The organism is Streptomyces roseirectus (assembly GCF_014489635.1).
Taxonomy (GTDB): domain Bacteria; phylum Actinomycetota; class Actinomycetes; order Streptomycetales; family Streptomycetaceae; genus Streptomyces; species Streptomyces roseirectus.
Map to the genome: position 1 here is coordinate 504,819 of NZ_CP060828.1, position 12,482 is coordinate 517,300.

Annotated in this window: 14 protein-coding genes and 1 pseudogene; 1 reads left to right on the forward strand and 14 read right to left on the reverse strand. The window is 72.7% G+C overall.

All coding sequences use genetic code 11. The annotated features are described in order from the left end of the window. Position 1: 1 nt before the first annotated feature. From IAG44_RS01935 to IAG44_RS01980, 10 genes are all read right to left on the reverse strand, one after another. Positions 2-1,135 (reverse strand): MSMEG_0565 family glycosyltransferase, encoded by a 1,134-nt coding sequence (locus tag IAG44_RS01935; RefSeq protein WP_187745393.1) that lies wholly within the window; start codon positions 1,133-1,135, stop codon positions 2-4. Further along, the gene (locus IAG44_RS01940) at positions 1,132-1,968 is read right to left on the reverse strand and encodes a carbon-nitrogen hydrolase family protein (RefSeq protein ID WP_187745394.1); all 837 of its coding nucleotides are present in this window, start codon (positions 1,966-1,968) and stop codon (positions 1,132-1,134) included. The genes IAG44_RS01935 and IAG44_RS01940 overlap by 4 nt, the downstream gene beginning before the upstream one ends. Further along, complete coding sequence (locus IAG44_RS01945; protein ID WP_187745395.1) at positions 1,965-2,816, reverse strand: carbon-nitrogen hydrolase family protein; 852 nt, start codon at positions 2,814-2,816, stop codon at positions 1,965-1,967. Before IAG44_RS01945 ends, IAG44_RS01940 begins: the two co-directional genes overlap by 4 nt. Then, positions 2,813-4,315 carry an MSMEG_0567/sll0787 family protein gene (locus IAG44_RS01950; RefSeq protein WP_187745396.1) on the reverse strand — a complete coding sequence of 501 codons (1,503 nt, stop codon included), beginning with the start codon at positions 4,313-4,315 and terminating at the stop codon, positions 2,813-2,815. Before IAG44_RS01950 ends, IAG44_RS01945 begins: the two co-directional genes overlap by 4 nt. Positions 4,316-4,322: 7 nt before the next feature. Next, on the reverse strand, positions 4,323-5,420 hold the full coding sequence (locus IAG44_RS01955; protein WP_187745397.1) for an MSMEG_0568 family radical SAM protein: 1,098 nt from the start codon (positions 5,418-5,420) through the stop codon (positions 4,323-4,325). 12 nt (positions 5,421-5,432) lie between these two features. Continuing rightward, entirely contained in the window at positions 5,433-5,957 is a 525-nt protein-coding gene (locus IAG44_RS01960) for an MSMEG_0572/Sll0783 family nitrogen starvation response protein (protein ID WP_187745398.1), read from the reverse strand. Between the two features lie 26 nt (positions 5,958-5,983). Beyond that, complete coding sequence (locus IAG44_RS01965) at positions 5,984-6,799, reverse strand: amidohydrolase family protein (RefSeq protein WP_187745399.1); 816 nt, start codon at positions 6,797-6,799, stop codon at positions 5,984-5,986. A 5-nt stretch (positions 6,800-6,804) separates the two neighbouring features. After that, positions 6,805-8,121 carry an MSMEG_0569 family flavin-dependent oxidoreductase gene (locus IAG44_RS01970; protein ID WP_187745400.1) on the reverse strand — a complete coding sequence of 439 codons (1,317 nt, stop codon included), beginning with the start codon at positions 8,119-8,121 and terminating at the stop codon, positions 6,805-6,807. 205 nt (positions 8,122-8,326) lie between these two features. Then, on the reverse strand, positions 8,327-9,247 hold the full coding sequence (locus tag IAG44_RS01975) for an NmrA family NAD(P)-binding protein (RefSeq protein ID WP_187745401.1): 921 nt from the start codon (positions 9,245-9,247) through the stop codon (positions 8,327-8,329). A gap of 73 nt (positions 9,248-9,320) precedes the next feature. After that, a complete protein-coding gene (locus tag IAG44_RS01980) occupies positions 9,321-10,211 on the reverse strand; it encodes a pirin family protein (protein ID WP_187745402.1) in 891 nt (296 codons plus the stop codon). An 88-nt stretch (positions 10,212-10,299) separates the two neighbouring features. Between IAG44_RS01980 and IAG44_RS01985 the strand changes: the two genes are divergently transcribed. After that, on the forward strand, positions 10,300-10,647 hold the full coding sequence (locus IAG44_RS01985; RefSeq protein ID WP_246561377.1) for a winged helix-turn-helix transcriptional regulator: 348 nt from the start codon (positions 10,300-10,302) through the stop codon (positions 10,645-10,647). Positions 10,648-10,679: 32 nt separating this feature from the next. Here IAG44_RS01985 and IAG44_RS01990 read toward each other — a convergent pair whose 3' ends face one another. The 4 genes and pseudogenes from IAG44_RS01990 to IAG44_RS44665 form a co-directional block, all read right to left on the reverse strand. Continuing rightward, a complete protein-coding gene (locus IAG44_RS01990) occupies positions 10,680-11,060 on the reverse strand; it encodes a hypothetical protein (RefSeq protein WP_187745404.1) in 381 nt (126 codons plus the stop codon). Positions 11,061-11,144: 84 nt separating this feature from the next. Further along, positions 11,145-11,984, reverse strand: coding sequence for a carboxymuconolactone decarboxylase family protein (locus IAG44_RS01995; RefSeq protein ID WP_246561379.1), 840 nt, complete (start codon positions 11,982-11,984; stop codon positions 11,145-11,147). A 76-nt stretch (positions 11,985-12,060) separates the two neighbouring features. After that, positions 12,061-12,228 (reverse strand): MerR family transcriptional regulator, encoded by a 168-nt coding sequence (locus IAG44_RS02000; protein WP_187745405.1) that lies wholly within the window; start codon positions 12,226-12,228, stop codon positions 12,061-12,063. Between the two features lie 85 nt (positions 12,229-12,313). Next, positions 12,314-12,457: pseudogene (locus tag IAG44_RS44665) on the reverse strand (IS5/IS1182 family transposase); the annotation flags it as partial. Positions 12,458-12,482: the final 25 nt, after the last annotated feature.

Consider the following 12,482-nt stretch of genomic DNA (forward strand, 5'->3'; position numbering starts at 1 on the left):
GCTACTGAACCGTCATGGTCCGGGGAGGGTCCGCTTTTCGCGGCCCCTCCCCCAGCCGGGACGCGTAGAACGCCAGGTGGCGTTCGGCGGCGGTGGCCCAGGTGTGGCGGGCGGCGAGTGCGCGGCCCTTCGCGCGCCGGGCGGCGGTGTCGTCCGTGAGGGCGGCGGCGAGTTGGGTGGCGAGGTCCTGGTGGGTGGTGGCGAAGCGGGCGGTGTCGGCGAAGACCTCGCGCAGGACGGGCAGGTCGCGGACGACCAGCGGGACTCCCGCGGCGAGGGCTTCCATCGCGGCGAGTCCGAAACCCTCCTTGACGGAGGGGAAGGCGAAGGCGGAGGCGGCGGCCACCAGGGGTGGCAGGTCGTCCTCGGCGACCTGGCCCAGCACGACCGGCTCCACGCCGAGTTCGGCGGCCCGCCCCTCCCAGCGGGCCCGGTAGTCGCGGTAGTCGAACAGGGTCTCTCCGCCCGCGATGACCAGCCGTACGTCCGGGTGGGCCGCGCGCAGGAGGGCGTACGCCTCCAGCAGGTCCAGCGAGCCCTTGCGCGGTTCGATGCCGCCGACGGTGAGGACGTAACGGCCCAGCCGGGCCCGCCAGTTCGCGCGGGCGACCGGGTCGGTGACGGCGAACCGGTCGTGGTCCACCCCGTTGGGGATGACCGCCGCCTCGATGCCCCAGCCGTCGGCGAGTTCCGCGGCGACGGCCGCCGACACGCAGATGTGCGCGGACGGTTCGACGATGGCCCGCTCGTGGCAGGCGGCGAGTTCGGGGGTGGTGAAGTGGTCGAGGTGGTGGACCGTGCGCAGGCAGCGCCCGCCGGCCGCGTTGGCGCTGATGCAGTCCTGCGCGTGGACGATGTCGTACTCGGCCGCGGCGGGTGCGAGGGCCTGGCCCAGGACGTCGATGGAGCGCAGGATCCGCGCGCCGACGCCCTCCCCGGGCGGGCCGTCCGGGAACGGCACGATCCGCAGCCGTACGGCGGGGTCGACCGGCCGGAAGAAGGCGGCGTCCCCGCCCCGCCCGAGGGTCCACACGGTGACGTCCTGTCCGGTGGCGGCCAGCGCCTCGGCGAGGGCGAGGGTGTGGACGACGCCGCCGCGCGGCTTGGTGGAGTAGCTGAGCAGGGCGATCTTCACGAGGGGTTCTCCCGGTAGGCGCCGGGCCTGCGTTCGTCGAGGTGGCGCAGGACGCGGCGGGCGCGGTCGATCTCGGCGGCGACGTCGATCTCGGCGACGGCGAGGCCGGCCTTGGACCAGGTGCGGGCGAGGATGTCGCCGCCGGGGCCGACGACCTTGGCCTGGCCGAGGAAGCGCATGCCGCCCATGGCGCCGGTCTGGTTGGAGGAGGCGAGGACGAGCTGGTTCTCGGCGGCGCGGGCCTGGTCGTAGAGGTCGAAGAGCCTGGCCTGGCGGTCCTGGGCGAGGCGGGGGGCGCGGTTGGTGAGGGAGGTGGGCCAGGCGGAGAGGCAGGCGATGATCTCGGCGCCGTCCAGGGCCAGGGAGCGGGCGGACTCGGGGAAGGTCTTGTCGTAGTCGATGAGCATGCCGAGGCGGCCGACAGGGGTGTCGAAGGCGTCGAAGCGGTCGCCGGGCGTGTACGCGGCGGTCTCGCCGGCGGGGAGGTGGACCTTGCGGTGGCGGCCGAGGACGCCGTCGCCGCTGACGCAGACGGCCGCGTTGTAGCGTTCGTCGCCGGCGTCCTCGCAGTAGCCGAGGCAGACGACCATCTCGCCGGCCAGGAGGGCGATCTGCCGCAGCAGTGGGTCGTCGGGTTTGAGGGCGGGGGGCAGGGCGTCGGGGTCGGGGTGGCGCAGGTCGGCGAGGTAGCCGCCGAGCGCCGCGTCGGGCAGGACGAGCAGGGCGGCGCCGGCGGCGCGCGCGTCGTCGATCAGCTTGGTGATGCGGGCGAGGTCGAACTCCAGGTCGCGGCCGAAGTGGGCGGCCACGGCCGCGATCCGGATGGTGCTCATGCGCTGACTGCTCCCGCGTGCGTGTAGGTCTCGGGCCGCCGGTCCCGCAGGTGCCCCATCGACCGGCGGGCGGTCTCCAGGGCGTGCGCGACGTCGAGTTCGGCGACGGCGACGCCGGCCGTGACGCCCGTGTCGGCGAGGACGTCGCCGCCGGGGTCGACGACCTTGGCGCTGCCGACGAAGCGTAGCGAGCCGAAGGTGCCCGTCTGGTTGGCCGACAGCCACACGATCTGGTTCTCCAGCGCGCGGGCGCGGTCGAAGAGGTCGAAGCGGCGTTTCCAGCGGTCGTTGTCCAGGTCGGCGGCCGGGTGGGTGCGCGCGCCGGGCCAGGCCGACACGCACACGCCGATCTGGGCGCCGGCCAGGGCCAGGGCGCGGGCCGATTCCGGGAACGCCTTGTCGTAGCAGATCATCATGCCGATCCGGCCGACGGGGGTGTCGAAGGCGTGGAAGCGGTCGCCCGAGGCGTAGGAGGCGTCCTCGCCGAGCGGCTGGTGCACCTTGCGGTGGTTGCCGAGGACGCCGTCGCCGGTGACGCAGACGACGCTGTTGTAGCGGTCTCCGTCCGGGCCGGCCTCGCAGTATCCGGCGACGACGGTCATCTCCCCCGCCAGCGCGGCGAGCCGGCGGATCTCCGGGCCGTCGAGGGCGAGGGCGGGCGGGCCGTCGTCCAGGGCGGCGGCGTCGTCCAGGCTCAGGAGGTAGCCGCCCAGGCATGCCTCGGGGAGGGCGAGGAGGCGTACGTCCTGTCCGCGGGCGTCCTCGATCAGCCGTTCGGCGACGCGGAAGTCCTCCTCCAGGTCGCGGCCGAACCGGTCGGCGACGGCCGCCATCCGCAGCGCGCTCATGCGGCTCCCATCCCGGTCACCGCCGAGGCGACCGCTTCGGTGATCTCGCCGTCGGGCCAGCGCAGCCCGACGCCTTCTCCTGTGGTCAGTTCGCCGCACACGGCGCCCGTGGCCGGTCCGGCGGGCAGCGGTGGTGCTGCGGGGGTGTCTGCGGTGAGCATCGCGAAGCCCGGGAAGCAGGTCAGCCAGTCGCCGGCGCTCGCCCCGGACGGCCGTGGCACGGCGGCCACGTCGAGCAGTGCCCGGCAGCCACTCGCCTCGGCGAGCATCCCGAGGGTGCCGGCGATCCCGGCCATCGACACGTCCTTGGCGGCGGCGGGCCGGGCGGCGGCCACCGCGCCGGTCATGGCGCGCAGGTCGTCGTTGCGGCGGTGGGTCGTCGAGTCCCACTGCCGGCCCCGGTAGCCGGGGCGCCAGCCGCCGCCGAGGTCGGCGGTCACGCGCACGGCGTGTCCGGGGCGGCCCCCGCCGCCGGGCACGGGACGCGCGGTGCGGCCGAGCGCGGTGACGGAGAGGGCGGCCGGGACGCCGAGCTGGGTGTGGCCGCCGAGCACCGGGACGCCGTACGCCTGGGCTGCCCGCGCGAGGCCGGCCAGGACGCGTGCGGCGTGGGCGGCGTCCTTCGCGCCGAGCGCGTCCAGCAGTCCGAGGGGGGCGGCGCCCATCGCCGCGAGGTCGTTGACGTTGACGAGGACGGAGCACCAGCCCGCCCAGTCCGGGTCGCGCTCGACCATGGACGGCACGATCGCGTCGCAGGCGGCGATCACGTCGGTGCCGGGGACGGGTGCTCCGTCGTCGCCGGTGAATCCCTCGCCGCCGAGGGCGGCCCGTGCCAGGGTCAGGGCCCCGCCGACCGGGTCCTGCCGGTGGGCACGGGCCGCCGGTTCGCGCAGGCCCGCCAGGAGCGGGCCGAGGGCGGACTTCGTCGCGGCGGCCTGGGCGGCGACGCGTCCGATCGGCCAGCGCATCAGCGTGTGCGGCGCGCCCTCGACCTCGGTCCGGCGCACGCGACGCCAGCCCAGGCGCCGGAACAGGGGTTCGGCGCGTGTCTGGACGGTCGCGTCGAAGCGCAGGACGCCTTCCGCCTCGGCTCGCGCGCAGGCGGCGCGGACCAGTGCGGCGCCGATGCCCCAGGAGCCTCGGGCGCCGGGGGCGACGGCGAGCCGGCCGCCGGTCCACCAGCCGAGGTCGGGGCCGTCGTCGACGGGGCCCAGGCGGACCCCGCCGAGGACGGTGCCCGTGGTGTCCTTGGCGACCAGCACCAGGGTGCGGGAGTCGGTGTCGCGGTCGTCCAGGTCGTGGCCGTCGAACAGTCCCTGTTCGTGCACGAAGACGTCCTGGCGCAGCCGCCGGTAGGCCGCCGTCTCGGCGCGGGTGTGTGCCTCGGTGACGTGGAAGGAGGGGGCGCGGGCGAGGGTGTTGCGGTCGCCGAGCAGGGCGAGGATGTCGGCCGCCGGTGCCTGAGGGGCCGTCGGTGGCGGGGTTCCGTCGAGGAGCACTTCCCCCTCACCCGCCCGCCGTCGACAGCACACCACACGCCCCGCAGGCCGCGCACCCCGCCCGCTGGTCGGCGCCGCGCATCCCGGCGGCGCGCAGTTTGGCGGCGACGCCCTCGGTGACGTGGGTGAGGAGTTCGGTGCTCGGGGCCTCGACGCCGTCGCGGGCGGCGAGGGTGCCGCTCATCGGGCGGAAGGGGACGACGAAGGGGTACACCCCGCGTGCGATCAACTCGCCCGCGCCCGCGATGAGTTCGTCCGGGTCCTCGCCGAGGCCGACGAGGAGGTAGGTGGAGACCCGGTTGGGGCCGAAGACGCGGACCGCCTCGTCCCAGGCGGCCTCGTAGGCGGCCAGCGGGACGGTCGCCTTGCCGGGCGTCCAGCGGCGGCGGACCTCCTCGTCGAGGGATTCGGCGTGGAGGCCGATGGCGGTGGCCCCGGCGTCGTGCAGGGCGCGGATCCAGGCGAGGTCGCCGGGCGGTTCGCACTGCACCTGGACGGGCAGGCCGGGTACCGCCTCCAGGACGCCCCGTACGCAGCGGACGAGGTTGCGGGCGCCGCGGTCGGGGCCGGTGGTGGTGCCGGTCGTCATGACCATCTGCTTCACGCCGTCGAGCCGGACGGCGGCCTCGGCGACCTCGGCGAGCTGCGCCGGGGTCTTGGCGGCCACGGTGGCGCCGGCCCGCAGGGACTCCTCGACGGTGCAGAAGCGGCAGCGGTCGGGTTCGGCGTAGCGGACGCAGGTCTGGACGACGGTGGTGGCGAGGACGTCGGCGCCGTGCAGGCGGGCGATGTGCTCGTAGGGGATGCCGTCGGCGGTGGTGAGGTCGTAGAACCTCGGGCGCTGGACGGGGGTGAGGGTGAGGCCGGTGTCCTCGTCGCCGAGCCACACCTTGCCGTCGCGGACCCGGTAGGGGCTGTCGGGGTTGCGGGGAAGGGCGGCACCGGCACCGTCGACGAGGCCGGGCCCCACCAGGAAGTGCCCGTCGTCGCTGGGTCCCGCGCCGTCGGGCCGGCGCACGGGCGCGTCCAGGGCGACGCCGCGCAGGGCGAGTTCGGCGCGGGTCGTGATCCGTACGTCCACCGTCGGTCCGGTGCCGGTGCTCATCGCGGGGTCTCCCTACAGCTGGTAGGTGGAGTTGATGATGGCGCCCTTGCGCGCGTAGTGGATCAGCGCGTCCTGGACGTCGAGGGGGTGGGTGGGGATGACGCCCTCGATGAGGTCTTCCTCGCGGGCGCCGTGCAGGGAGAGGCCGAAGCGGCAGCAGTAGACCTTGCCGCCCTCGGCGATGAATGTCTTGAGCTGGTTGTTGATGTTGTGCTCGCCGGGGAAGGCGGAGTTGCCGACGGTCGGGAAGCCGCGGGTGGCCAGGCAGTTGAGGGAGCCGGGCCCGTAGAAGTAGATCGCGGTCTCGAAGCCCTTGCGCAGGGCGCGGGTGGCCTGGAGGACGGCGACGAAGGACACCGAGGACTCGTGGGCGATGCCGTGGACGAGGGTGAAGTAGGTCTCGCCGTCCTCGGCCTGGTAGTCGGGGAAGACCTTCGTGGAGCCGTAGATGCTGGTGCCCTCGGGCAGGGAGGGGTGCGGGATCTCGTCGAGGGACTTCTGCTCGACGTCGCTCAGCTGGGCGGCGGTCTCGGACATGGGACGCTCCTTCGGGTCGGGACGGGTCAGTCGTAGAGGGCGGCGAAGGTGTCGTGGAAGACGAGGCCGGCGAGGAGGCCGCCGCCGGTCGCCGCGGTCATGCGGGCGTACTCACCGGCGAAGTCGCCCCAGGGCTGGTCGCTGGCGAACAGGACGCGGTCGTGGCCGATGCCGCGCTGCTCGATCTCCCGGGCCAGCCAGTGGGGCAGGAAGCCGATGGCCCAGGAGAGGTCGGTGTAGACGCGCTTGCCGGCGGCGATCCAGTCGAAGAACCGGGAACCGGCGAGCTTGATGTGGCCGCTCATCCCGCCGCCGAAGTGCACGAGGTGGACGGCGACGTGGTCGGCGTACCGGTCGACGAGGTGGCCGACCTCGTCGATGTCGGAGGCGGCGCCGGGAGAGGTGTGGACGTGGACCACCAGGTCGTGGCGGGCGGCGGTGGCGAAGATCCGGTCCAGCAGGGGGCGGCAGGCCGGGTCGGTGGGGCGGCCGCCGAGCAGGAAGCTGAGCTTGAGCGCCTTCACCCCGCGCTCGCCGGCCAGCGCCAGGGCCCGCGTGGTGCGGTGCTCGTCCTCGGGGCGCGGCGAGACCCACAGGCCGGCCCGGATCCGGTCGTCGGTCTGGGCGGCCTCGATGGCCAGCGCGTTGAAGGAGAAGGCGACGGCGGGGTCGGGGACGCCGTAGTTGGGGATGACCAGGGCGCGTTCGGTGCCCTCGGCGTCCAGGTCGGCGATGAGCTGTTTGACGGTGGCGCGGGCGGTGGTGTCGGGGTGGACGGGCGGTCCGCCGTAGAAGGGGTGCGCGGGCAGGACACCGATGTGCCGGTGGGCGTCGGAGACCATGGCCGTCAGCCGATCGGGAGGGCGGCGGCGAGTGCGCTGGGCGCGCCGGTCAGGGTGCCGCACACGTCGGCCAGGCGGCGTGAGGCGTCGATGTGGCCCGCGATGAACTCGGCGTCCCTGCCGACCGCTTCGAACCGGCCCGAGCCCCAGGTGTGCTGCCAGGGCAGTCCCAGGAAGTACAGGCCGGGCGTGCTGGAGACGCCGCGCCAGTGCATCGGGTAGCCGCGTCCGTCGAAGGCGGGGACCTCGATCCAGCGGTGGTCGCGGGTGAAGCCGGTCGCCCAGACGACGGAGGTGACGCCGGCCGCGGTGAGGTCGAGGGTGGCCGGCTGTTCGTCCGGCTGCCACACGGGTCGGTAGCGGGGCTCGGTGGGTGCCTGGATGCCGTGGGCCTCGATGTGCGCGTCGATGGCGTCCTTGATGCTCTCGGCCACCGCGTCGGCGTGGTCGAGGTTGGTCTTGAGGTCGTCGGCGAACTCCAGGAGCGGTCCCTCGGCCTCGATGAGGCGGCCGTACAGGCGCATCCCGTCGCGGGCGAAGGCCCGCAGGTCGATGTCGCGGCCTCCGTCGCGGCCGGTGACGTAGTGGTTGACGCGCAGCCGTACCGCGTCGGCGTCGTCGAACCCGTCGATGCTCCTGGTGTAGTGGCCCATCCCGTCGAGCCAGGCCACGCAGTCCCGGCCCCGGTAGAAGCGGGCGACCCGGGGCGCGCCGCCGACCGCGAGGTGCACCTGCCGGCCGGCGAGGTGCAGGTCCTCCGCTATCTGGCAGCCGGACTGGCCCGTGCCGACCACGAGGACGGCGCCGGCGGGGAGCTGGTCCGGGTTGCGGTAGCCGGAGGAGTGGACCTGCTCGACGCCGGCCGGCAGTCGCTCGGCCGTCCGCGGCAGCTTCGGGGTGTGGTAGGGGCCGGTGGCGACGACGACCTGGTCGGCGGTGAACTCCCCGGCCGTGGTGGTGACGTCGAAGACTCCGCCGGCCTTTCGGCGCAGCCGGGTCACCGTCACCCCTTCCACCAGCGGGGGCCGGGAGGCGGCGACGTACTCCTCCAGGTAGCGCACGATGTCGTCGCGGGCCATGAAGCCGTCGGGGTCCGGGCCGGTGTAGGGGTGGCCGGGCAGCCTGCACTGCCAGTTGGGGGTCACCAGGCAGAACGAGTCCCAGCGGCGCGCCCGCCACTCGTGTCCGACCCGGTGGGCCTCGATCACCACGTGGTCGACACCGCGCTCCCCCAGGCAGTGGCTGACGGACAGTCCCGCCTGGCCGCCGCCGATCACGGCCACCGTGTGGTGGGCGCCGTCGAGCCGGGGTGTCTGCGTCATCGTGCGCTCCCGTCCGCGTCGAGCAGCGCGTATTCGATATCCACCGTGAATTACTCCTCGCCGCTGCCTGTACCCACTACTCCAGCCAGCGGCGATTACCGAACCAAGTCATCCGGAACAAAGGCGGGTTACGTAAACCTCACCTAGCTTTTTCCTCACGCGCACGAATTTGCCCCAGAGGCAAATTCAGCCCCACCCGATAAGATCACGAAAAATTACGGGGATACACCTCCCTGCATTTATCGCGAAAATTCCACTCCGCCAGGTACGTAGCCACCGGGGTCGGTGTCACGTCCGGGTAGTCCGCGTTGCGGACGTCGCGCAGCGAGGCCGTGCCGTCGAACATCGCGACCTGGTACTGGAGCGCCACGTACTCGACCACGCTGGATGCCGTGAACTGCCGGCGCACGATTTCCGCGCGCAGGTCGTCGAGCGTGCCCCTGCGCACCAGTTCCCACCGTCGCCCGGACACCGTCTCGATCTCGTCGTGCAGCTCCAGCATGGTGAGTTGCTGGCCGACCACGTGGACCTCGCGGTTCGCGGTCTTCGGATCGAGCGCTATCGCGGCCGTGAACGCGGCGGTGTCCGGGATCGTGGTGATGTCGATCGGGCGTGTGCCGTCGCCCCATACCGAGAACGTGCCCGCCGCCGGGTCGAGCACCTCGTGGACGGGGCCGAGGAAGTATTCCGGGAACGCGCCGATCGCCACCGAGGTGCGCGCGACCGTCGAGGTGGCGAACGCGTCCGCGAACACGCGGCGCAGGTCGGACAGCACGTTGATGCCGTAGCCGTAGCCGAAGAGGTTGACCGAGAAGTCGGACGGGATCATCCGCTGGACGCCGCCCCGTTCCGCGGCGCGCAGCAGCTCCCGCTGCCCGTCGATGATCACCTCCGGCCCGCCCTGGACCGCCGACACCACGACCTCCACACCGTCGACGTGCCGTTGCAGCGCGTCGGAGCCGTCTGCCAGGTCGCCGACGCACAGCGTCAGATTCGGGTGGGCCGCCGACTGGTCCGTCGAAGGCCGGCGGACCAGCGCGCGTACGTGCGCGCCACGCGCCAGGAGGTTCTTCACGATCAGGCTGCCGAGGCTGCCGGTCGCGCCCGCCACCAGTACTGTCGTCATCGCCGTCGCTCCTTGTTCGATCCGCTTGTGGACGGCCGCCCGGTGCGGCGTCGCGCGATCCGGGCGGCTTCGATCAGCCGCCGTCGGGCAGGCGCGTGTGCCGGGGTACGCTGCCGAACTCGCCGGAGTGGAAGTCGCGGTACGCCTGGACGATCTCGGCCCGGCTGTTCATCACGAACGGGCCGTGGGCGATGACGGTCTCCCCGATGGGCCGCCCGGAGAACAGCAGCACCTTCGTCTGTTCGCCGGTGTCGCCGGTGGCCAGGGCCAGCGTGGTCGGGTCGCCCTGCCGGGACACGGGATCGGACCAGGCGATCTGTCCCGCGCGTACGGTCCGCCCGCCGGCCGTGGCGCGGCCCGCGATCACGTACGCGAAAGAGCGTTCACTCCCGTCGAGCACCTGCCGGTACCCGGCTCCCGGGTCGAGGGTGATCACCATGCCCACAACCGGCCAGTGGTTGACCGCCGGCCCACGCACCGCCCCGGCCTCGCCCGAGATCACCTGGACCAGGACACCCGGCTCGGAGTGCACGGCGTGGCTGCCGGCCCGCAGGTCCTGATAGCCGGTGGGTACCGACTTCTGACGCGACGGAAGGTTGAGCCACATCTGGATCACGTGCGCGTGCTCCGCGCGTGCGGCGGCCTCGCGGTGGATCACGCCCCGTCCGGCCGTCATCCACTGCACGTCTCCGGGCCCCAGGACACCGGTGTTGCCCATGCTGTCGCCGTGCTCCAGGGCTCCGTCCAGGACGAGGGTCACGGTCTCCATCCCGCGGTGCGGATGCCACTCGAACCCCGGCCGGTTGACCCGTTCCTCTCCCATGAGCAGGAACGGGTCGGTCCGGGCGTCGTCACCGGGCGGAATGATCAGCGCGCTGTGGTCGGACATGGGGGTCGGGCCGATGTCCACCTTGGTGACGACCCGGTCCACCCGTCGGTCCGTCGGCGCGGTTCGTGCGGTCATGGTGCCCTCCCTCTCGGCCGGACCGTCAAAGCATCCGGCCCTGAGGTCCGCATCGACAAAGGGCACCGAAGTTACTTACTTTGGAGAAGTGACCGAACCTCCTGACTCCCCTGTCGACGAGGAGAGCTGCCACCGCGTCCTGCGCGCGCTCGACATCATCGGGGCCCGCTGGACCGGACCGATCCTGCTCGCCGGGGCCCGCGGCGCACGCCGGTTCAAGGAGTACCGCGCTCTGGTCCCGGGCATCTCGGATCCGCAACTGACGCTGCGGCTCAAGCAGTTGCAGAGCCGCGGGCTCATGGAACGCACCGTCGTCCCCAGCACGCCGGTGCAGATCACGTACGCCCTCACTCCAGAGGCCGAAGAGCTGATCGCCGCCCTTCGGCCTCTGTCGCACTGGAGCGAACGCAATCTCCCCGCGCACAGCGAGGAGTGACGAGGCCGTTCCGCCGGCCTACGCACCCGGCCTCAGCAGGTGATCGACTTGGTGGGGCCGGTCCTGCTGTCGGTCTTCTCCCCGTCCAGCCACACCCGCCAGGTGTGCGTACCGCTGCACCTGGCCGGCAGGGAAATGTTGCCGGAGCTGTCGCCGCTGGCGTTCCAGCCGTCGTCGTTCACGGTGTCCCAGATCCCCAGGACCTTGCGCTGAATCTTGATCTTCATGTAGCCGCAGCCGCTGCCGGTCCAGGCACCGTATCCGGTGACCTGGCCGCCGCCGGTCTTGAGCACATTGCCGGCCGTGATGCTGCAGGAGGCCGCCGCAGCCGGTGACCCTCCCGCGACGAGGAGCCCTCCGGCCATGACACCACCGAGCACAACGGACACAGTCCTGTTCTTGAAGTTACGCATGGTGGCAGTCTGCGAAGCTTCCGGCCCAGGGGGTACCTGCAACGTTCCAGGTTGTGGCGTGACGGATCTCAGCCGGGCGCCCCGTCAGACGGGGCGGATTCCGCGTTCCTCGAAGACCTCGCGCAGGACACCGACGGCGTTGAGCGCGCGGGGGAAGCCCGTGTACGGGACGGCCTGGATGACCGTCTCGATCACCTGCCGGGGTGCGAGTCCCACTCTGAGCGCGGCGTTGAAGTGGACCTTCTGCTGGGGTGCCGTGTCACCGAGGGCGATCAGTCCGCCCAGGGTGACGAGTTGCCGTTGCCGCAGGTCGAGCCCCGGTCGCGGGTAGATGTCCCCGAAGGCGAACTCGACGATGTACCGGCCGAGATCCGGCGCCACGTCGTTCAGGGACTCGATCACCTCGATGCCGTGCTCGCCGTCGACCTCGCGGAGTTTGTCCTCGCCCCGTGCGTAACGGTTCCCGCCGGGCTCCACCTCGATCGGCTCGACGCGCACCCCTCGTTCCTCGAAGACGGCGCGTGCGGCGGTCAGCGCGTTGAGCGTCCGCGGGAACCCCGCGAAGGGGACCAGGTGGATCAGCGCCTCCACCACCTGCGCCGCGTCCAGTCCGACATGCAGCGCCGCGCCGATGTGGAACCGTAGCTGAGGGGCGGTGTCCCCGGCGGCGGTCAGTGCGCCGATGGTCACCAACTGCCGCTGCCGCACGTCGAGTCCGGGCCGTGCGTGCACGTCCCCGTACGCGAACTCGACCACGAAGCGCCCCAGATCCGGGGCGATGTCCTCCAGCGCCTCCACCGTGGCGAGGGCGTCCTCGCCGGCGATCTCCTTCATCCGGGCGGCGCCCCGCGCGTACCGCTCGGACGGGCCGCGCTCCGCGCTGTCGGCCACCGCCACGCCCGGCCTCGTCAGGGGTGCCGCCATCGCGCCGACCCCTCCCACGGCTCCGTACCGCAGCAGGGCCCGCCTGCCCCTGCCCGCCTCGCCCCTCCGCCGCGCGTCACGCCTGTCGTCCGCCGTCCCCATCCCGTTCCTCCAGCAGTCCCTCGTAGTGCGCGATCTTCTTGTCGATGGCGTCGAGGCTGCGCATGACGGCCTCGTACCGCCTGCTGACCTGTTCCTGGTGTCTCCGCAGCAGGAACGCCGTCGATCCGCTCGGTCGCCACACGACGACCGTACGAGTTGAAGCGCGCTTCAACGCAAGGGAGTCGGAACCGGGAGACGGTCCCGCTGGATGTGAATGCCTCGGTGCGCAGCCGTCGGTGCAGGTGGCCGTAGTCGGAGCCGTTGTCCGTGTAGGGCTTGGCGGGCCGTCGTCCGCGCGGTCCGTGGCGGGAGCGGATCGGCGGGATGCCGCGCACGGGCGGTTCGAGTGCCCGGCTGTCGTGCGGCTTCGCCCGGACCCGCGCGGCGCTCCGCTCG

Excerpts from the sequence above, each read along its gene's own strand:
- IAG44_RS01975 (WP_187745401.1), bottom strand. The coding sequence starts at position 9,247 with ATGACGACAGTACTGGTGGCGGGCGCGACCGGCAGCCTCGGCAGCCTG.
- IAG44_RS01980 (WP_187745402.1), bottom strand. The coding sequence starts at position 10,211 with ATGACCGCACGAACCGCGCCGACGGACCGACGGGTGGACCGGGTCGTC.
- IAG44_RS01955 (WP_187745397.1), bottom strand. The coding sequence starts at position 5,420 with ATGAGCACCGGCACCGGACCGACGGTGGACGTACGGATCACGACCCGC.
- IAG44_RS01990 (WP_187745404.1), bottom strand. The coding sequence starts at position 11,060 with ATGCGTAACTTCAAGAACAGGACTGTGTCCGTTGTGCTCGGTGGTGTC.
- IAG44_RS01940 (WP_187745394.1), bottom strand. The coding sequence starts at position 1,968 with ATGAGCACCATCCGGATCGCGGCCGTGGCCGCCCACTTCGGCCGCGAC.
- IAG44_RS01965 (WP_187745399.1), bottom strand. The coding sequence starts at position 6,799 with ATGGTCTCCGACGCCCACCGGCACATCGGTGTCCTGCCCGCGCACCCC.
- IAG44_RS01995 (WP_246561379.1), bottom strand. The coding sequence starts at position 11,984 with ATGGCGGCACCCCTGACGAGGCCGGGCGTGGCGGTGGCCGACAGCGCG.
- IAG44_RS01945 (WP_187745395.1), bottom strand. The coding sequence starts at position 2,816 with ATGAGCGCGCTGCGGATGGCGGCCGTCGCCGACCGGTTCGGCCGCGAC.
- IAG44_RS01970 (WP_187745400.1), bottom strand. The coding sequence starts at position 8,121 with ATGACGCAGACACCCCGGCTCGACGGCGCCCACCACACGGTGGCCGTG.
- IAG44_RS01960 (WP_187745398.1), bottom strand. The coding sequence starts at position 5,957 with ATGTCCGAGACCGCCGCCCAGCTGAGCGACGTCGAGCAGAAGTCCCTC.